Origin of the sequence: Mesorhizobium sp. WSM3862 (assembly GCF_002294985.1) — a bacterium.
Classification (GTDB): Bacteria; Pseudomonadota; Alphaproteobacteria; order Rhizobiales; family Rhizobiaceae; genus Mesorhizobium.
This window is the reverse complement of record NZ_NSGE01000006.1, coordinates 274,395-293,640: the sequence shown is the minus strand read 5'-3', so window position 1 is coordinate 293,640 and position 19,246 is coordinate 274,395. Positions and strand designations below refer to the sequence as shown.

The following is a 19,246-nucleotide window of genomic DNA, read 5'->3' as shown; positions in this document are numbered from 1 at the left end:
ATGACCAGGATCGCTACTTTCAACGTAAATGGCGTCAATGGGCGATTGCCGGTCCTCCTGAAATGGCTTGGCGAAACCGGCTATGACATCGTCTGCCTGCAGGAGCTCAAGACATCCGATGAGAAGTTCCCTGCCGAGGCGATCCGGCAGGCTGGTTACTGCGCCGTCTGGCATGGGCAGAAATCTTACAACGGCGTAGCGATTCTGGGCCGTGGGAAACAGCCGCAGGAGCGCAGGCGCGGACTGCCAGGCGACCCGGACGATACGCACAGCCGCTACATCGAGGCCGAGGTGGATGGGCTGGTGATCGGCTGCATCTATCTGCCGAACGGCAATCCCGCGCCTGGACCTAAATTCGATTACAAGCTGGCGTGGTTCCAGCGTTTGATCAGCTATTCCCAGACCTTGCTTAAAGAGGAAACGGTCCTGTGCGGCGATTACAACGTGGTGCCAACCCCGATTGATGCGGTGGTGCCGGCGCGCTGGTTGGGCGATGCAGTGTTTTTCCCGCAGAGTCGTGACGCTTACGCCGATTTGCTGAAGATGGGCTGGACGGATGCGGTTCGGCAGATCCATCCCGAGAAGGGGGTCTACACCTACTGGAACTTCTCCTACCGGGGCGGTTATGACCGGAGCTCCGGCCTGCGAATGGACCATCTCCTGATCAGTCCGGCACTTTCAAACCGGCTGCGAGGGGCGGGCGTCGATGCTGCGGTAAGAGCTTTGGAAAGGCCAAGCGATCATGCCCCGGCGTGGATCGAGCTGACCTGGCCTGGAAAGCTCGACTGAGGTTCCGATGGCCTGCCCAGGAGCGGCATCAGCCCGAGCGTATCACGCCGGGCTCATCGGTCTGTTCGTGCGCTTGTCCGACAGCTTGGGGCGCGGCCACAAGGTCCTGGAATCCGATCGTGGCGACCAGATACCCCGCTTCGTCGTAGATTCTCGTAACCCACGATGTCGGGTCGACGCCTTCGACAATCCCATCGAGCATCGCCTCCTTAGCCGCGCGTTTCGCCTCGGCCTTGGCGGCATCCAAATTTTCCATGTCGACCTGGATGGCCGGCTGCGCCGTACTTTCGATGAACTCAAAACGGAACTTCGGCATTGGTTTCTCCATTCGGCGCCGCCGGGAGCGGATCGGGCGGGCTCTCAATCTTGCCGTTGCTGGAAGTTTCGTCTCCGAGCACTGTTTCCGCGATGTATTGCTTGAGATCGCCGACTTCGTCGCCGATATCCTCAGCCAGTATTCCCAGGCCTTCGGCATCGGCGATGCATTGTTCGGCGAGCTTCTCGGCGGCGATTTCGGCCGGGATTGCAGCTGCGGCTTCCGCCTTGTGCTCGTCGATCCATTCCCCGACGAAATGTGCGGTCTTGTTCACGATGATATCCGGTTCCTGAGCGGAAACCGTGTCAGCGTCAGTTGGCTTCGTGTCCATGTCTAAACCCGCCCTCTAGGATCCTTCTTCAACGCCGATTGCCTGCGAAGGATGCAGGCGTTGGTCGAAAGTTGTTATAGCTTCAGGCTTGCACTTCAGACTCCCGGCTCAAGGCTGGAACCTGCGTCAGGATCAACAGTTCTTGAGCATGGCAAATCACCCGATAACGAGTTTCCTCACCTCAATCGGCACTTTAGCGTCCCGTCCCGCCGCATTCCTGGTGCTGCTGGCCTACGCAGCACTGTGTGTCGTTTTCGATCGGCAAAGTCTGAATTGGTATGGGGCGGCCACCCTGGCGCCTCCAGCGGGCGCGTGAAAGGTGATATTTGGTCGGAACCGGCGGAGGCTGCTCAGCAGCCTCAAGTATTTGGCCGTCGCGCTTGTCGCCAGTCTGGTCACGCTGCTCGCGATCAACTTGATCCCCGAGACCCGTGTCATCCGCACCATCGTGCCGCACCGTTTCGATGCGGCAGATCCGCAATTCGCAAGGAGCATGAGCAGCTATTCGCAGGGGCAGATGTTCGAGGCGAACGCCGTGCAGACCCTCGTCAACGGCGACGAGATTTTTCCCGCCATGCTGCAAGCGATCCGTTCGGCCCGAAAGACCATCAACATGGAAACCTACATCTATTGGTCGGGCTCGGTCGGCTACGAGTTCGCCACGTCTTTGGCTGCGAAAGCCCGAGAGGGTGTCGAAGTGCGCGTGCTCGTCGATTGGCTTGGCAGTCTTCCCTTCGATGAGAAGCTGATCCAAATCATGACGAGTGCTGGCGTTCGGTTCGAGCGCTATCGGCCGATCCACTGGTACACGCTCGACCGCGTCAATAACCGAACGCATCGCAAGCTGCTCATTGTGGACGGGCGGGTCGCCTTCACAGGCGGGGTCGGCATCGCGGACAACTGGCTGGGAGATGCGCGCAACCCCAATGAGTGGCGCGACACGCACTACCAGATCGAAGGGCCTGCTGTGCCCGGGTTCCAGGCGGCATTCGCCGAGAACTGGCTGGAAACAGTGGGCGAGACGTTGCAGGGCGAGAACTTCTACCTGCCGCCCGAAGCCGCGGGTGCGCTCCGTGCCCAGCTGATCCTTTCTTCGCAGCCGAACGGCTCCGAAAACATGGAGCTGATGATGCTGGCCGCCATAGCCGCGGCCAAAGACCACCTGCGCATCGGCATGGCCTATTTCGTCCCGGACGACATCGCCCTGCAGCAGATATTGGACGCCAGAAAAAGAGGCGTCGCCGTCGATGTGATCGTTCCCAATTCCCTGACGGATGTTCCGATCGTCCGCAAAGCTTCGCGCTATTTCTGGGGCAAATTGCTCGAGGCCGGGGTGCGGATCTACGAGTTTCAGCCCACGATGTATCACCCCAAACTGCTGATCGTGGACGACGTCTGGGCGAGCTTCGGTTCCACCAACCTGGACCAGCGGTCTTTGCGTTTGAACGATGAGGCCACGCTCAACGTCTATGGCAAGGAATTCGCACGAACGCAGATCGACTTATTCAACGAAGATCTGAAGCGCTCGAGGCAGATCAGCCTTGCCGAATGGAGATCGCGTCCCATGCGCGAAAAGTTCACCGATTGGCTGGCCAGCACGCTCCACGCGCAGCTCTAGTCAGCCCCTGGAGCCGAACGCAAAACACCAGCCGCTGCTTGTCTCTTCGGCCGCCCGTCACCCAGATCGGCGGAGTTGCCAACCCACCCCAGGTGAGCCAGGGTCGGCCGCCACGGGGCGGCTCTTGACGCCGAAAATCGCGCTTCCAATATTTCACCTCAGCGCCGCCGGCACATGCCCAACACCTTGCTGAGCATCTGTTTGGCCTGCCGGCGATTGGCGCATCAAGCGGAGGAAGGTCATGGGCCCAAATGTCTTCGGGGAGCCCGTTGGGCGTGCTTTGATTTCTCGGCAAAGCGACAACTATGGTCACGACCACGGCGCGGCAGAACCAGGCGCAATGAGCACTGATGTGTTCGCTGAACCTGTCCTTGTTGATGACGTGCCATTTGGCGTGAGGAAAATCCGTTGCGCGATGGACGCCATCGAATTCCTGGAGGAGTGGCCGTTCGAGAAGCGGTGCCGCCTGCACGGTTTGGCCAGCGACGCTTGCTGCGCGGCATATGATGGCCGCGGGCCGGTCGCCGCGGCCAGGAAAGTGTTCGTCAGCTGGGCGATCCAGACCGGGATTTGCGCGAGCGCGCCTTGCCTCGAGCTCGACGCCGCCGAGGCAGCGGATCAAGTCACAGGCAGTGGCACGTCCTGATGAGGAAGAACACGCCGACCCCATAGGGAAGCAACAAAAGCAGCAGGGCCAGCCAGTAACCGGGCTGTGCGATCGGCGCGAAATCTGAACGAAGCTGCTCCATTGCCCGTCCAACGCAGGGCGGCACAGCTGGTTCCTCTACTGCACATGTCGCAAGACCAAGCAGCCGCGTACCTCCTGCTGTTGACGGCTGCAGCGATCGAGGAACGCTGGCCGCCTCCCAGGAGCGGTGATGGCACCGCCAGGGCCATGGTGCGGTTGGGCCGGACTTCGATATGGATGCACCTGCCACACGCAATTCTTGCAGTCCCTTTCTGGGCAGCAGGAACAAAGGGGCTCGTTGTCCGTTCGGTTTCGCGCAGCAAGAGCAGGATCAGCTTGCAGAACGGCGAGACCGGAGTTTCTGCCGCCCGGCTTCGGTTGTTGCCTTGTTGCCGCGTTGAACAAGGTGTTCCGAAGCGCCATGCATTACCGCCAGTGTCCGTCGGTCGCTCTTGGCCTCCTGCTATTGGCCATCGCGGTGCTGCCGCACAATCCCGTTTGGGCGCAAGCGCCCTGCCCGGCCGATCACGACAAACTGCTGTCGGTCTTGAAGGCCAATGTCAGGGCGAGTGGCGGGCCGGCAAATGGCGGCTTCGAGACCAATGAATGGGCCGCGATCGTTGCCCGTGACGGTACGGTCTGCGCCGTCGCCTTCAGCGGCCCTACCGTGGACGCGCAATGGCCCGGCGGCCGGCTGGTCGCGGCCGAGAAGGCCAACACGGCCAACGGGCTCAGCCTGGCGAATATGGCCCTGTCGACCGCCAATCTTTATGCCGGGGTGCAACCAGGCGGGCCGCTGTTCGGCCTGCAGGCCACCAACCCCGTCAATCAGGCGGCGGCTTACGCCGGCGACGCCAAGACATTCGGCAGCCCCAATGATCCGCTGATCGGCAAACCGATCGGAGGCGTGGTGGTGTTCGGCGGAGGCCTGGCCCTGTACGACGGCAAGGCGATCGTCGGCGGCCTCGGGGTCAGCGGCGATTCCTCCTGCGCCGACCACAACGTCGCTTGGCGCGTCCGCGCAGCGCTCGGCCTCGACAAGGTTCCGGCAGGCGTCAATCCCAATCGCAAGGACGCCATCATCTATGACCTCGACCCAGGCGGCAAAAGCGCATCCGGCTGGGGTCATCCGCTTTGCGCCGGGCGCGAGGCCGACATAGCGGCGGAACTGGGCGCCAGCGTCGGAGGCTCGGTCCCGAAATGAAGGCAGCGCGACAGCTGACGGCGAGGTGTGCGCAGTCCGGACGCGCTCGCCTCACCCGGGCTGCGCGGCAATATGCGGGATTAAGCATTGTTGGGGCGATGATGCTGGCCTGTCTCCCAGTTCTGATGGCCGCCTCGGAGTCGCCCTCGACGCCTGCGATTTCGCCGCCGGCCTCCGCCGCCCCGCCCGACGACGGCCAATGGACGATGCCAGCCAAGAACTACGCCTCGACCCGCTATAGCGAGCTCGCGGAAATCAATGCAGGCAACGTCAAGAACCTGCAGGTCGCCTTCACCTTCTCGACCGGCGTGAACAAGGGCCAGGAAGCGGCACCGCTGGTGGTCGGCAGCACGATGTATATCGTGACGCCGTTTCCCAACATCGTCTACGCGCTCGACCTCTCCAAACCTGGCGCACCGATCAAGTGGAAATACGAACCCAATCCCGAGCCCGCGGCACAAGGGGTGGCGTGCTGCGACGTCGTCAATCGCGGCGCCGCCTTCGCCGACGGGCGCATCTTCTTCAACACGCTGGACGGCCACACGATAGCGCTCGATGCGAACTCCGGCCAGCCGATCTGGAACATCCATATCGGCAACATCAATGTCGGCGAGACCCTCACCATGGCGCCGCTGGTGGTGAAGGGCAAAGTGCTCGTCGGCAATTCGGGCGGCGAGATGGGCGTACGCGGCTGGGTCAAGGCGCTCGACGCCGGCGATGGCCATGTCGTATGGACGGCTTTCAGCACGGGTCCCGACAAGGAGGTGCTGATCGGCCCGGATTTCAAGCCGCATTACGACATGGACAAGGGCAAGGACCTCGGTGTGACGACATGGCCGCCGGAGGCCTGGAAGATCGGGGGCGGCAATATGTGGGGCTGGATCTCCTATGATCCCGATCTCAATCTGATCTTCCACGGCACCGGCAATCCAGGCCCCTGGAACCCTGACCTGCGCCCCGGCGACAACAAATGGACATCGGGCATTTTTGCCCGCGATCCCGATACCGGAGCGGCTAAATGGTTCTATCAGTGGACGCCGCACGATCTGCACGACTATGACGGCATCAATGAGCAGATCCTGCTCGACATGAACTGGCAGGGCAAGCCGCGCAAGGTGCTGGTCCGGCCGGAGCGCAACGGCTATCTCTACGTCCTTGATCGCACCACCGGCGAGGTCCTGTCCGCAAAACCCTATGGCCCCGTCAACTCCAGCAAGGGTGTGGATCTCAAGACGGGCAGGCTGATGGCAAACCCGGACAAGAAGACCGGGACCGGCAAGGTCGTCCGCGACATCTGCCCGACCGCCTCGGGGCTCAAGGACTGGCAGCCTTCCGCCTTCTCGCCGAAGACGGGCCTGCTCTACATCCCGCACAACAATCTGTGCATGGACGAACAAGGCGTCGAGGTGAACTACATCGCCGGCACACCCTATGTCGGAATGAACGTGCGCATGATCCCGGGCCCCGGCGGCAATCGCGGGGCCCTCACCGCGTGGGATATCGCCGCGGAGAAACCGGCCTGGAGCCTCAAGGAAAACTTCCCGGTATGGAGCGGCGCGGTCGTGACCGCCGGCGATATCGTCTTCTACGGAACCATGGAAGGCTGGTTCAAGGCCGTCAGCGCGAAGACCGGCGAACTGCTTTGGCAGTTCAAGACCTCCTCCGGCATCATCGGCCAGCCGGTGACTTATCGCGGCCCCGACGGGCACCAATATGTCGCGATCCTGTCGGGCGTCGGCGGCTGGGCCGGCGCCATCGTCTCGGGCGATCTCGACCCGCGCGATGCCACTGCTGCGCTCGGTTTCGTCAACGCCATGAAGGACTTGAAAAACGCGACAACGGCGGGAGGCACGCTCTATGTGTTCCGACTGCCTTGATGCATTCAAACTGACGGCGCTGGCGAAAAGATCCTCCCTGCGGGCCCTCGTGGCCGGTCTCGTCGCGTTGGTCTGGCTGGTTCTGGCCGGCGCGACGGATGCGCGGGAACTGCGCGCCTGCGCCGATCCCAACAACATGCCGTTCTCCGACGCCAGCGGCGAAGGCTTCGAGAACAAGATCGCCGAGATCGTTGCGGCCGACCTTGGCGCCAAGCTTACCTACACCTGGTGGGCGCAGCGCCGCGGCTTCGTTCGCAACACGCTGAAAGCCGGGCTTTGCGATCTGGTGCTCGGAACGCCCGCAAATGTCGAAATGCTGCGCACCACCTCGCCCTATTACAGATCCTCCTACGTCTTTGTCGCACGACAGGATGGGCCTGACGTAACGTCCTTTAACGATCCACGGCTGCGCGACATGCGCATCGGCGTTCAGCTCATCGGCGATGACGGCGCCAATTCGCCGCCGGTCCAGGCGCTTGGCCGTCGCGGCATTGTCGGACATCTCGTCGGCTACCCGGTCTACGGAGACTATTCCGCTCCTAACCCTGTGGCGCGCATCGTCGAAGCTGTCGCGAGCGGCGAAGTCGACGTCGCCGTGGTCTGGGGCCCGCTCGCCGGTTACTTCGCTACGAAGCAAAAGGTGCCGCTCCGGATCACGCCGGTCACACCTCGCATCGATGGACCGCAACTGCCGCTGATGTACGACATCTCGATGGGCGTTCGGCGCGAGGACGATCGACTGCGCGGCGATGTGAATAGGGCGCTCGCCAGGCACAAGGCCGAGATCGACGCGGTTCTGACGCAATATGGCGTTCCGCTTCTCGACATCGCCGGGAGCCCAGTGCGATGAGGCTGGGTTTCGCGACGCTGCTGTCCGTGACGCTTGCCTTGGCGGCATGCCAGCGCGAGGAGCGGGACACGCGTCCCCAATCTTCGCTCGGCTCCGGCGGGCAGCCGACGCCCGTGACTACGCTGGAACCTGGCGGCCAAAGGCCCTCCCCCAGCAACAACAAGGCGGCGAGCTTCGAGGCGAACGCCTTTCATCTCAGCGAGGGCAAGCGCCTGTTCGGCTGGTTCAACTGTTCGGGATGCCACGCCAATGGCGGCGGCGGCATGGGCCCGGCGCTGATGGACCAGAAGTGGATCTATGGCAGCTCGATGGAAAGCATTCACGCCACCATCCGCGACGGACGTCCGAACGGGATGCCGAGCTTCCGCAACAAGATCCCCGACGATCAGATCTGGGAACTGGCGGCCTTCGTGCGTTCGCTAAGCGGCAACGCGCCCTCTTCCGCTGCGCCACAGCGAAATGACGACATGATGCCCCATCCGTCGGAAAACCGCATGCCGGATGCCGCCACGCTGGGGAAGTCGCCGTGAAAGGCCTCGCCTCGATGGCGTTTGCCGCGGCAAGCGTCCTTTCTCTCCAGGGATGCGCGGGCTGGCAATCGGCCCTCGACCCGAAAGGCCCCGCGGCGAACGAGTTGGCATGGCTGATCTGGTTCTTCATAGGGCTTTGCTCGGTAGTGTGGGTGCTGGTGATGATCGCTCTCGCCGCACCGCTGTTGATGCGGCCACCCAGGCGCACCGAGCCGCTGATGCTCGACGCCAGCGCCGACCATCGCAAATTGCGCGTTGTGGTCATCGCTGTCGGGCTGACCGCAGCGACGCTGGTCGGGCTGACCCTGCTCAGCTTCTTCGCCAACAGGACGCTTGCGGCAATCGGCTCGAACGCTGCGCTCACCATTCGGGTGACGGGGCACCAGTGGTGGTGGGAGGTGCGCTATGAGGATGCCACGCCGAGCCGCATCCTGACGACGGCGAACGAAATCCACATCCCCGCCGGCGAGCCGGTGCGGCTTCTTCTGACCTCGACCGATGTGATCCATTCCTTCTGGATCCCAAGTCTGGCCGGCAAGCTCGACCTCATCCCCGGTCACATGAACGTGCTGGATATCAAGGCGGACAAGCCCGGAACCTATCGCGGCCAGTGCGCCGAGTTCTGCGGCGCGCAGCATGCGAACATGGGCACCTTCATCATCGCCGAGCCGCGGGCAAAGTTCGACGCCTGGTGGAACGACCAGCTGCAGCCGGCCGCGGCCCCGACGGGCGACGAGGCGAAGGCGGGCGCGGACCTGTTTCTCAAGCGTCCCTGCGTGATGTGCCACAAGATCGGCGGCACGCCCGCGGGCGGAACGGTCGCTCCGGATCTCACCCATATTGCCAGCCGGCAAACGCTTGCCGCGGGAACCTTGACGATGAGCCGCGGCAATCTCGCCGCCTGGATAGCCGATCCGCAAGGCATCAAGCCCGGCTCCCACATGCCGGTGGTCGAGCTCAATGGTGACGAGCTCAACGCGATCGTCGCCTATCTCGAGGGCCTGAAATGAGCAGCGCGGATCTGACCAGCGAACGCGACCTGCCGCCGGAACGCGAGGCGACTGCCAAGGGCGACGTCGCCCCCGAACGTGATGGGCCGCGCGACACCGGCATGGACGATGCCAGCCTTCACCGCTGGCTCGCGCGCACATGGCGGACGCCGCCCGGCATCATCGGCGCGCTGTCCAGCGTCGATCACAAGGTCGTCGCAAGGCGCTATCTGATCACGGCATTCGGGTTTCTGTGCCTGGGCGGGCTGAACGCCGTCGCCATGCGCATCCAGCTTTCGGGACCGCAACGGGGCCTGATCGGGCCGGACCTCTACAACCAGCTGTTCACCATGCATGGCGTAACCATGATGTTCCTGTTTGCCGTGCCCATCGTGCAGGCGACCGGCATCTATCTGGTGCCGCTGATGGTCGGCAGCCGCAACATCGCCTTTCCGCGCCTGAACGCGTTCAGTTACTGGATTTATGTCTCGGGGGGCCTCTTCGCCTGGGTGTCCTTCGCCCTTGCAATGGCGCCGGATGTCGGCTGGTTCGCCTATGTGCCGCTGTCAGGTCCCGAATTCAGTCCCGGCAAGCGCGCCGACGTGTGGGCGCAGATGATCACCTATACCGAGGTCTCATCGCTGGCGGTCGCCGTCGCGACCATCGTCACCGTATTGAAGCAGCGTGCGCCAGGCATGTCGCTGGACAAGATCCCGCTCTATGTCTGGGCGTTGCTGGTGACCTCATTCGTCGTCGTCTTCGCCATGCCGGCGGTGATGATCACCTCGACCTTCCTGATCCTCGACCGGCTGGTCGGAACGCATATTTTCAATCCAGCGGAGGGCGGCGATGCCCTGCTGTTCCAGCACCTGTTCTGGTTCTTCGGTCACCCCGAGGTCTACATCATCTTCCTGCCGGCGACAGGCATGGTCTCCGCGATCATCCCCGCTTTCGCTCGACGGCCGGCATTCGGCCATCTGGGGCTGGTCCTGTCGTTGATCGCGGTCGGCTTCCTGTCGTTCGGTCTCTGGGTCCACCACATGTTCGCGACGGGATTGCCGAAGCTCGGTGCAAGCTTCTTCACGGCATCCAGCATGTTGATCGCCATTCCCAACGGCGTGCAGATCTTTTGCTGGCTAGCGACCTTGTGGGACGGCAGACCGGTGATCCGGACGCCGTTGCTCTTCGTCTTCGGTTTCTTCTTCATCTTCGTCATTGGCGGTCTCACCGGTGTCATGCTGGCCTCGGTGCCGCTCGACCTGCAGGTGCACGACACCTATTTCGTCGTCGCGCATTTCCACTATGTGCTGATCGGCGGCTCGGTTTTCCCACTGCTGGGTGCCGCCTATTTCTGGTTCCCCAAGATCACCGGCCGCATGATGAGCGAGCGCCTCGGACGCTGGCATTTCTGGCTGGCCTTCATCGGCTTCAACGCGGCCTTCTTCCCGATGCACCTTGTCGGCCTGTGGGGCATGCCGCGCAGGGTCTATACCTATCCGGCCGAGCTTGGCTGGGGGAACATCAACCTGTTCATCACCGGCGGCGCGGTGCTCTTCTTCCTGAGCTTCGTGCTGTTCGCCTTCAACCTCGTGCATGGCGCCTTGAAAGGCGCGCCGGCCGGCGACAATCCCTGGGATGCCGGCACGCTGGAATGGGCCACGTCTTCGCCGCCTCCAAGCTATAATTTCGCGCGCATTCCAATCGTCACGAATGTCGAGCCGCTCTGGGCCGAACGCGAGGCCCTTCCCGTCGCCACCGGCCTTCGCGTCGATGTGCGCGAGCTCCTCATCTCGACGGTGGCGGAAGCGCATCCCGATATCCGCGAGAAATCGGCGACGCCGTCGATCTGGCCCCTGTTCGCTGCGATCGCTGTCGGCGGCACCTTTCTGTATTCGATCTTCACGCCCTGGGCGATCGTCTGGGGCGCCGCGCCGATCGCAATCACCCTGATCGGCTGGTTCTGGCCGAAAGATACGCCGGAGGACGAGGAATGAAGCAGCGTCCCGCCGCCGATCTGTCAGGACTGCCAAGCTTCGGGCTTGGTCCGCGCAGCCCGACCTGGTGGGGTACGCTCGGTTTCATGGCGTTGGAAGGAATGGGCTTTGCGCTGGCGGCCGGCGCTTATCTGTATCTGGCGACCTTGTGGCCCAACTGGCGGCTGAGCGCCCCGGAGCCCAACCATTGGCCGGGAACGATCGTGACGCTGCTTCTCATCGTCAGCCTGGTGCCGAACCACCTCCTCAACCGCTACGCCAAGCAATGCGCCATCGGGCCGGTGCGGATCGGCATGGCGGTGATGTCGCTGCTCGGCAGCGTGCCGCTCATCGTGCGCTGGTTCGAGTTTCCGGCCCTGAACATCTATTGGGACACCAACGCTTATGGCTCGATGCTGTGGGTGCTGCTCGGGCTGCACACCATCCATCTGATCACCGACGTCGGCGACACGATCGTTCTGACCGTGCTGATGTTCACGCGCCACGCCTATAGCGGCCGGCGTTTTGGCGACGTCGGCGACAACGTCTTCTACTGGGATTTCGTAGTCTTGACCTGGATCCCGATCTATCTGCTCATCTACTGGGTCCCGAGGCTAGGCTGATGCGCGCGCTGCGTTTGGGAACGTCCTGGGGTGGTCTCGTGTCGGGGCCTCTGGCCTGGGCCATCTCTACGCAGCTGAATTACGCGCTGGTGCCCTGGCAATGTAATCGCCAGGTCCCGGTCGTGCTTCCCGTCGCACTGGTGCTCGCGGTGTTTTCGCTCCTCGGCGGCGTCCTGTCGTGGCAGGCAAAGCGGCAAGGCGGCGCCGCCTTCAAACCGGAGCGTACACGCAGCACCGAGCGATTCATCGCCGATCTCGGCATGCTTTCGGCTTTGCTGTTTGCCCTCGTCATCGTCATCCAGGGCAGCGCCGCGCTCATCCTCGACGAGTGCCTGCGATGAGCTTCGAGGCGTTCTTCTCGACCTCGATCTGCTACGGCGCCGGCGCGCCCGAGGCCGGCTGGACGCTTGCGCTTCCCATCACGCTTCCGCTCGCTGCGCTGGCGCTCATCTATGCGACCGGCGCCAACCGGCTGTGGCGCCGCAGCAGCCGAGGCCGACCAGAGCGGATACGACAAACCTTGCTGTTCGCCGCAGGGTGGTGCGTGCTGACGGGAGCGCTGGTCAGCCCGATCCATGCGCTCGGCGAGCGGATCTTTGCCGCCCACATGATCGAACACGAGCTGCTGATGGCGCTGGCGGCTCCGCTGCTGGTTGCAGCCCGCCCCGGCGCGGCCCTGGTATGGGCATTACCGGGCGCGTTTCGGCAAAGGACGGGAAGGCTCACGCATGGCAAGATGCTGCAGGCGGTCTGGGCCTTCGCCAGCCGCCCTCTCAACGCAACAATCATCCACGCGATCGCCATCTGGATCTGGCACATCCCGTTCCTGTTCGAGGCAGCCCTGCAGCGGGGCGTGCTGCACTATACCCAGCATGCGAGCTTCCTCGGCACTGCCTTGCTGTTCTGGTGGGCGCTTCTGCCCCGTTCCGGTCGGCAGCAGGCCTATGGCAGCGCCGTCATGCATCTCTTCTTCACCTCGATGCACACCGGTCTGCTCGGCGTGCTGCTGCTGTTGTCGCCCAAACTCTGGTATCCGGAAAATGCCGGTGGCGCAGCGCTGTGGGGTTTAAGCCCGATCGAGGACCAGCAGCTTGCGGGTCTGGTGATGTGGGTTCCGGCTGGCCTGATCTATGGCGGAGCCGCCTTGCTGCTCGCCGGCCTCTGGATAAGCAAGAGCGGAACCAGGGAGGCGACGCATGCGCTCCGATCTGGCTAGACTGATCGCCGGCGCCCTCGCCATCGTGGTAGTTGCCGTAGCCGTCGCCGCCGTGGCCTTATGGGCCGACCGGCGTGATCGTGTCCGGCACGAGTCGGATGCGGCAGCCGGCGGCGTGGGCGCGCGCGCCATTCCGATCATGACCGCGAACGGCTGCTCCGGCTGCCATACGATCCCTGGCGTGCCGGGCGCGCAAGGTCAGGTCGGCCCGCGCCTCGACGCCAGCCTCGCCGGCCGGGTCATTATCGGCGGCGTGCTGGCGAACAATCCGGAGAACCTGATCCGCTGGATACGTGGCGCCAGAGAGATTAATCCGCACACCGCCATGCCATCGACGAGGGTCACCGAGCAGCAGGCGCGCGATATCGCGGCCTATCTCTATGCTTTGAAATAATTGAACCCCGCCGCGTCGGAACCCGGGCTGTCACGCAACCTTCGACAGGACGCTGATATCGCATCTGGCGAGGCCATATCGCCAGCGATGGTTCGTCGCCGCGACACGGCTCTGGTAAAAAAGCGTGAGCTGTTCGCCCTCGATCATGACGGTGGAGTGACCGTTTTCTCCTGGCCCGCCTGGATCAAGAACCGGACCTATCGAGACGTAGGGTCCGGTAACCTCGGCGGCGATGGCGAAAAACACGCGTTGTCGGCTTCCTCGCGCTCCCCGCGGAAGGAAGCACGTGGCGTTCAGAAGCACGCGGCCATCGGGGAGCTCGACCAGTTGGGCGCCTTCGATCCCCCACTCGTAGTCGGGATCATCGCGCGTATTGTGGTGTGGGATATCACTATGGTCGAGGATCCTGCCCAGCCGCTTCCAAGGTCCGAACCACGAGTCCGACTGGCTGCGCGCCAGGTAGATGTCGGGTTGCGGCACACGACTGAATTTCGGCATGCCGGAATAGACGATGTAGCGCTTGCCGCCGATGATCGCCGGATGCGGATCATAGATCCCATCTTCGTCCGTGCCAGGGATCGACAGGATTGCCGGGTTGAGCACCACCCAGTTGAAGCCATCATTCGACACCGCGTGCTCACAGCGGCCGCCGGACTTCATGAACTCGGTCTGGATGAACATGTGGAAGACGCCGAGCTCGTAGACAACACCGGGCGCGGCAACGCCCGATCCTGTGACAGGAAGCTCGATGGGCTCGTGCTCCGTCCAGGGACCATGCAGCTCCGGCGCGGTTGCGTGAAGTATCTTCCAGCTCTCGGTTGTTACCGTGCCGCTCGAGCCGAAGACGTGCCAAAGCCTGCCGTCAAAGACGGGGCATGGATCCTTGAGATCATCCACCGCCTGCGGATGGAAGAGCGGGAACACATTCGTCTCGAACTCGATCTTCATCACTTGCCCCAGCAATTGCCGGCCGTTTGAGGCTCGTTTGGCTCCGGTCCAGGCGAATCGTTGGAGCCGTCGAACAGCTTAGCTGCCCATGCTACCGAAATACGGCCACCGAGTGACCGTCCCCAGGAACCTGCGTGCGAATCTTGGCTCCACCTCCCAAAGGGGCAGCAGCACCGCGGCGTGATCCTTCGCCGCTTTAACGGTTCGCGGCTGGAACAAGTTATTCGACGGAAAGTTAGACGGAAAGGTGGATCTCGTCTCCGCTGCCTGCGATTAACAAATGTTAATCGCAATATAATCTCGGCTGCCACTAGGGAAAATTTGTATGGACGCGGCAATAAGAATACCAACTCGCAGAAAAACCACGAAGACGCAAGACTTACTGATATGCTTCTCTCATTTACGATGGAATTTTGTCTATCAGCGTCCACAACATATTCTTACCTTGGCCGCGAAGGAACATGAGATTATCTATTTCGAGGAACCTGTTTTCGAGGAGCGCTCGCATCCCTCGATGCGTTTCTCAGAGGTGGCGCCGGCAATTCGGGTCGCGACTCCTCTGCTTCCAACTGGCACAAGCCCGGCCAGAGCTGATGCCGTGCAGCGCAAATATCTCGACCGGATCATCGCTACGACGCCGCACACTAACCTGACCGCCTGGTACTACACGCCCATGGCCCTACGCTTCAGCGCGCACATCAATTGCGATGTCTGCGTCTATGACTGCATGGACGAACTTTCGGCGTTCAAGAATGCGCCAACCGAGCTGGCCATGATGGAGCGAGCGCTCTTCGGGCGCGCCGACGTGGTCTTCACCGGCGGCTTGAGCCTCTTTGAAGCGAAGCGCTGCCAGCACCGTGCCATCTATCCGTTTCCGAGCAGCATCGACGTCAGCCACTTCCACAAGGCAAGGACACCCGGCAAGGACCCTGCCGATCAATTCGGCATTCCTCATCCACGGGTGGGCTTCGTCGGCGTCATCGACGAGCGCCTCGACATCGATCTCGTGGCCCAGGCCTCCAAGGCGATGCCAGACGTGCATTTCGTCATGCTCGGTCCGGTGGTCAAGATCGACCCGAGCAGCCTGCCGACAGCGGACAATCTGCATTGGCTCGGCGGGAAAGGCTATGCCGACCTTCCAGATTATCTGCGCCACTGGGACGCCGGCTGGATGCCGTTCGCGCTCAACGAGGCCACTCGCTTCATCAGCCCGACAAAAACGCCTGAGTTCCTCGCCGCTGGCCTGCCGGTGGTCTCAACAGCAATCGTCGATGTTGTGCGAACCTACGGCGCAGCCGGGCTCGTCGACATAGTGGACGCCGAGGACGTCGACACCAAGCTGCGATCCGTCCTTACCCAATCGCGCGAGGCGCGGCTTCAGCAGGTCGATGCCTATCTCGCGGACATGTCCTGGAAGCGCACATGGAATGGCATGGCCGCTCACATCAGGAACGCCAGTGCTCGGAAAAAGGTCGTCCCGTTCCGCAGGAGCGCCTGACCATGTTCGACTGGCTGATCGTGGGCGCCGGCTTCGCCGGCAGCGTTCTCGCCGAACGGATTGCCTCGCAGCGGGGAGAAAGCGTTCTCCTCATCGATCGCCGCAATCACATCGGTGGCAACGCCTATGACTGCTACGACGAAGCAGGCATCCTCATCCACCGCTACGGGCCGCACATATTCCATACAAATGCGCGGTCCATCGTGGATTATCTGTCACACTTCACGACATGGCGGCCGTATGAACATCGTGTGCTGGCGGCGGTCGACGGAATGCTTCTCCCGATCCCCATCAATCTCGATACGATCAACCGCCTCTATGGTCTCGATTTGGATCCGGTGGAACTGGAAGACTTCTTCGCGTCTCGCCGCGAGACCATCGAGGAAGTCCACACGGCCGAGGACGTCGTGGTCAGCACTGTCGGACGGGAACTCTATGAGAAATTCTTCCGCGGCTACACCAGGAAGCAATGGGGCGTAGACCCCTCCCAGCTCAGCAAATCGGTAACCGCCCGGGTTCCGACCAGGACCAACCGCGACGACCGCTACTTCGGCGACAGCTTCCAGCACATGCCCGCGAACGGGTACACGCGCATGTTCGAGCGCATGCTCAACCATCCCAATATCAAGATCATGCTGCAGACCGATTATCGTGAGGTCCGGGACCGGATTCCGTTCCGCAAGCTGATCTACACCGGCCCTGTCGACGAATTCTTCGACTGGAGACTTGGCCGCCTGCCGTATCGCTCACTGCGTTTCGAGCACGTGACCGTCGAATGCGAACAGTTCCAGCCGGTCGCTGTGGTCAACTATCCGCAAACGGAGGACTTCACCCGGATCACCGAGTACAAGCACCTGACCGGCCAGAAGAACGCCCGGACAAGCCTCACCTATGAATACCCGACCGACATTGGCGATCCGTATTACCCGGTGCCCCGGCCGGAAAACGAAGCGCTCTACAAGCAATATGAAGCCTTGTCCGCCAGTCGCCCGGATGTCTGGTTTGTCGGACGCCTTGCGACGTACCGCTATTACAATATGGACCAGGTCGTGGGTCAGGCTCTGGCTACTTTCGCCCGCATTCAGAAGACGGTCCCAATTGGAGGCGCCTTGCAGCCGGCAATGGCTGTGCCGGGCTAAAGCCGCTTGCTACTCCGGCATGCAAGGCTGCGTGGATCGAGAATGCTTCTCAAACAGCCTCTGCTGCCTCGCCAGTTCATCGGCCATCGGCTGACGGGTGCGACGCGATCCATCCGCATGGATGACGGAGAAAAGGCCAACTTCGGCGTGGCGTGAATTGTCCCATCCCGGGTAAGCCGTGATCGGATAAAGGCAAATACCCCCGACCGGCGCGCCTTGGTTCATAGCCTCCCGCACCTCGCCGCATACATAGTGAAGCCATGCCGGGCCCCCCGATCCCTCCGCACCTGTCTCTGCAATGTACATCGGCTGTCGGTAGCGTCGGGCGACCTCGACGAGCATTTCCGACAGAGCCCGGTATTCGTGATGCCCCATCGGGATTGTTGGCCCGTGCAGGTACCACTGATTGTGCGGGTAAAAATTCAGACCGATGACATCGATGAGATCTTCGCTGCCGCCAAGCTGCGGCTCGACGCGCCCCATCAGCATGTCGTACGCTTCGAACTGTCCTTGACGGACTTTTTCAGCCGCCCGCATTTCCCCGCGGCTTCGATCGCGCGGCGCGATGTGAATAAGCGGCTCGGCCCAGATGAACCGGCATTCTGGATCCGCTTGGCGCATGGCTCGTATGCCTTGCACGGCAGCCTTGACGAGGTGGCGTTTGAACCAACCCCTTCGCCTTGGGCCGGCCGGTGGAAAATAGCCCACTTCGACTGCCCAGGCGAAGAACGATATCTCGTTGATCGGGCAGACGAGCGCAGGCTTCCCGCTGATGGCCCGATGCAACCGGACAGCTTCCGCTGCGAAATCGGCATAGCGCTCGATCAGTTCCTTCCCGCCCTGGTCAAGATAATCGGGGGTTCCGTAGTGAAAGACATCCCAGATGACCTGAACGCTGGCGACATTTGCCGCTTCGATCATCGGCGCCCAACTCGACCAATCGTACACGCCCGGCGCCTTCTCGATCAGGTGCCAGCGTAGCCCGTCACGAACAGTTCTGAGGCCAAGGTTCGCGCAGCCGCGATAGTCGCGTTCTGCGTGAGAATCATGGCCAGTCGCCCGCACGAGATCGAGACGCACGCCATCCTTTCGCCGGTGCGAGGAGCATTCGAAACCGCCCATGAAAAAACTGTCGAATGTGACCGCGCTGGCAGCCGGATTCACGTTTGGGCTAACGGCTTGCGGCACATTCCTACTCCTTGCATTGGCCGGCACGGTCGACCAACGGCCGAAACCCTCTTTGGGTTGGGCAAATTCTTCGTTCTTGCCGCGTGCTGAACGGCGTTCAGCCCAGCGTGATCTCCTGATCGTTCACAACCTCGGCCAGCCGACTGAGGAAACTCACGAGGCCGACTTCCGGATCGTCGTTGTCGCCTGTGAGCACGGAGATACCCCAACGCCCCAGCACGGCTTCTTCGACAGGGTCCCGGCTCGCCATGAAAATGAATGACGGCGGCCGATCCGCCTCGTAGCCCGATCGGTTCCATGTCTGCCAAAGCCGATGCAACAGCAGCCGGATGTTCAGGTCCGACAAGCTATAGCCGACGAACAGAACCGTGCTGCCGAGCGCATCGGAACGAAATCGCACATCGAGCGGCGAATCGAAGGATAGCCGATCGAGATAGTCCGTTTCCGTAAGGACCAGCGAGGAATCGTCATCGAAGTCGCCGTGGAATTTCACGATGCACGCGACGTCCCGGCGAGCCTTCGAGACATCCCGAGCATTGGCCACCTTCACGTATGCGCGGCCGTGTATCTCAAAGGCGACTTCGAGGTTCCGGTCATAGTTGGTGGTGTAGATCACCGGAAAATCCAGCGCGACGATCAGACGATGCAGTTCGGACTCCCGAATCTTCTCCCTCGTCACGGTCCAGTGCCTGTCCATCCAACTGCGCAACGGCCCGATGCTGCCATGCTTGATCCGGTAATACTCGGCCAGGGTTTGGAAGCGATCACGCGGTCTCGCCCCATCCAGGCCGAGTTCGCTCGCCATGCGTTCAATCAGCTTCTCCCAGGAAGGCAGCCCCACGCTCATCGAAACACCAGCTCCGACAAAGAGCACCGCATTGCGCTCTCGGATGGCTTTTGCGAGTGGAATAATCGGGTCCTCGTTCATTGCCGAAGCTGAGCGGGCTGACGCGGGCGGCGCATGACGCATAACTTCCGAACCCGAAGGTGGATGAAGTGTTCCCCGCTCAGCCGCGAAAATCTAGAAGACCGCCGATACTCCCGGTCGGTCTCGGCAAGGTCTCGGAGCTGCCAT

20 protein-coding genes are annotated in these 19,246 nt (G+C 62.2%); 15 read left to right on the top strand and 5 right to left on the bottom strand.

What is annotated here, in order from left to right:
• The gene (gene xth, locus CK224_RS20475) at positions 1–789 is read left to right on the top strand and encodes an exodeoxyribonuclease III (protein WP_095782980.1); all 789 of its coding nucleotides are present in this window, start codon (positions 1–3) and stop codon (positions 787–789) included.
• Between the two features lie 28 nt (positions 790–817).
• Here xth and CK224_RS20470 read toward each other — a convergent pair whose 3' ends face one another.
• Together CK224_RS20470 and CK224_RS20465 are read right to left on the bottom strand one after the other, a co-directional pair.
• Positions 818–1,105 carry a hypothetical protein gene (locus CK224_RS20470; RefSeq protein ID WP_066993818.1) on the bottom strand — a complete coding sequence of 96 codons (288 nt, stop codon included), beginning with the start codon at positions 1,103–1,105 and terminating at the stop codon, positions 818–820.
• A complete protein-coding gene (locus CK224_RS20465) occupies positions 1,086–1,436 on the bottom strand; it encodes a DUF768 domain-containing protein (protein WP_095777394.1) in 351 nt (116 codons plus the stop codon). The genes CK224_RS20470 and CK224_RS20465 overlap by 20 nt, the downstream gene beginning before the upstream one ends.
• Positions 1,437–1,803: 367 nt before the next feature.
• On the opposite strand from CK224_RS20465, the gene CK224_RS20455 reads away from it, so the two are divergent.
• The 12 genes from CK224_RS20455 to CK224_RS20400 all read left to right on the top strand — a co-directional run bounded on the left by CK224_RS20455 (position 1,804) and on the right by CK224_RS20400 (position 13,398).
• Entirely contained in the window at positions 1,804–3,054 is a 1,251-nt protein-coding gene (locus tag CK224_RS20455) for a phospholipase D-like domain-containing protein (RefSeq protein ID WP_245322485.1), read from the top strand.
• Between the two features lie 241 nt (positions 3,055–3,295).
• Positions 3,296–3,700: a DUF982 domain-containing protein gene (locus CK224_RS20450; RefSeq protein WP_095782978.1), complete on the top strand. Its 405-nt coding sequence runs from the start codon at positions 3,296–3,298 to the stop codon at positions 3,698–3,700.
• Positions 3,701–4,163: 463 nt separating this feature from the next.
• Positions 4,164–4,946, top strand: coding sequence for a heme-binding protein (locus tag CK224_RS20445; protein WP_067329090.1), 783 nt, complete (start codon positions 4,164–4,166; stop codon positions 4,944–4,946).
• Positions 4,947–5,071: 125 nt separating this feature from the next.
• Positions 5,072–6,823 (top strand): methanol/ethanol family PQQ-dependent dehydrogenase, encoded by a 1,752-nt coding sequence (locus CK224_RS20440; protein ID WP_348628402.1) that lies wholly within the window; start codon positions 5,072–5,074, stop codon positions 6,821–6,823.
• Between the two features lie 49 nt (positions 6,824–6,872).
• Positions 6,873–7,673, top strand: coding sequence for a substrate-binding domain-containing protein (locus CK224_RS20435; protein ID WP_280952269.1), 801 nt, complete (start codon positions 6,873–6,875; stop codon positions 7,671–7,673).
• A complete protein-coding gene (locus tag CK224_RS20430) occupies positions 7,670–8,203 on the top strand; it encodes a c-type cytochrome (protein WP_066993828.1) in 534 nt (177 codons plus the stop codon). Before CK224_RS20435 ends, CK224_RS20430 begins: the two co-directional genes overlap by 4 nt.
• Positions 8,200–9,213, top strand: coding sequence for a cytochrome c oxidase subunit II (coxB, locus tag CK224_RS20425; protein ID WP_245426035.1), 1,014 nt, complete (start codon positions 8,200–8,202; stop codon positions 9,211–9,213). Before CK224_RS20430 ends, coxB begins: the two co-directional genes overlap by 4 nt.
• Positions 9,210–11,186, top strand: a complete 1,977-nt coding sequence (ctaD, locus tag CK224_RS20420; protein ID WP_095782975.1) for a cytochrome c oxidase subunit I — start codon at positions 9,210–9,212, stop codon at positions 11,184–11,186. Before coxB ends, ctaD begins: the two co-directional genes overlap by 4 nt.
• On the top strand, positions 11,183–11,788 hold the full coding sequence (locus tag CK224_RS20415) for a cytochrome c oxidase subunit 3 (protein ID WP_095782974.1): 606 nt from the start codon (positions 11,183–11,185) through the stop codon (positions 11,786–11,788). The genes ctaD and CK224_RS20415 overlap by 4 nt, the downstream gene beginning before the upstream one ends.
• A complete protein-coding gene (locus tag CK224_RS20410) occupies positions 11,788–12,129 on the top strand; it encodes a hypothetical protein (protein ID WP_095782973.1) in 342 nt (113 codons plus the stop codon). Before CK224_RS20415 ends, CK224_RS20410 begins: the two co-directional genes overlap by 1 nt.
• The gene (locus tag CK224_RS20405; RefSeq protein ID WP_095782972.1) at positions 12,126–13,004 is read left to right on the top strand and encodes a cytochrome c oxidase assembly protein; all 879 of its coding nucleotides are present in this window, start codon (positions 12,126–12,128) and stop codon (positions 13,002–13,004) included. Before CK224_RS20410 ends, CK224_RS20405 begins: the two co-directional genes overlap by 4 nt.
• Positions 12,985–13,398, top strand: a complete 414-nt coding sequence (locus CK224_RS20400) for a cytochrome c (protein ID WP_095782971.1) — start codon at positions 12,985–12,987, stop codon at positions 13,396–13,398. Before CK224_RS20405 ends, CK224_RS20400 begins: the two co-directional genes overlap by 20 nt.
• Positions 13,399–13,428: 30 nt before the next feature.
• On the opposite strand, the gene CK224_RS20395 is transcribed toward CK224_RS20400, so the two are convergent.
• Positions 13,429–14,346, bottom strand: coding sequence for a hypothetical protein (locus CK224_RS20395; RefSeq protein ID WP_095782970.1), 918 nt, complete (start codon positions 14,344–14,346; stop codon positions 13,429–13,431).
• A gap of 325 nt (positions 14,347–14,671) precedes the next feature.
• Here CK224_RS20395 and CK224_RS20390 point away from each other — a divergent pair, with 325 nt between their 5' ends.
• A complete protein-coding gene (locus CK224_RS20390; RefSeq protein ID WP_095782969.1) occupies positions 14,672–15,844 on the top strand; it encodes a glycosyltransferase in 1,173 nt (390 codons plus the stop codon).
• A 2-nt stretch (positions 15,845–15,846) separates the two neighbouring features.
• Positions 15,847–16,983 carry a UDP-galactopyranose mutase gene (gene glf / locus CK224_RS20385; protein ID WP_066993849.1) on the top strand — a complete coding sequence of 379 codons (1,137 nt, stop codon included), beginning with the start codon at positions 15,847–15,849 and terminating at the stop codon, positions 16,981–16,983.
• A gap of 9 nt (positions 16,984–16,992) precedes the next feature.
• Here the strand turns inward: glf and CK224_RS20380 are convergent, their stop codons facing one another.
• Positions 16,993–18,171, bottom strand: coding sequence for a beta-glucosidase (locus CK224_RS20380; RefSeq protein WP_095782968.1), 1,179 nt, complete (start codon positions 18,169–18,171; stop codon positions 16,993–16,995).
• 97 nt (positions 18,172–18,268) lie between these two features.
• Positions 18,269–19,099, bottom strand: a complete 831-nt coding sequence (locus tag CK224_RS20375) for an SIR2 family protein (protein ID WP_066993852.1) — start codon at positions 19,097–19,099, stop codon at positions 18,269–18,271.
• Positions 19,100–19,246 lie beyond the last annotated feature (147 nt).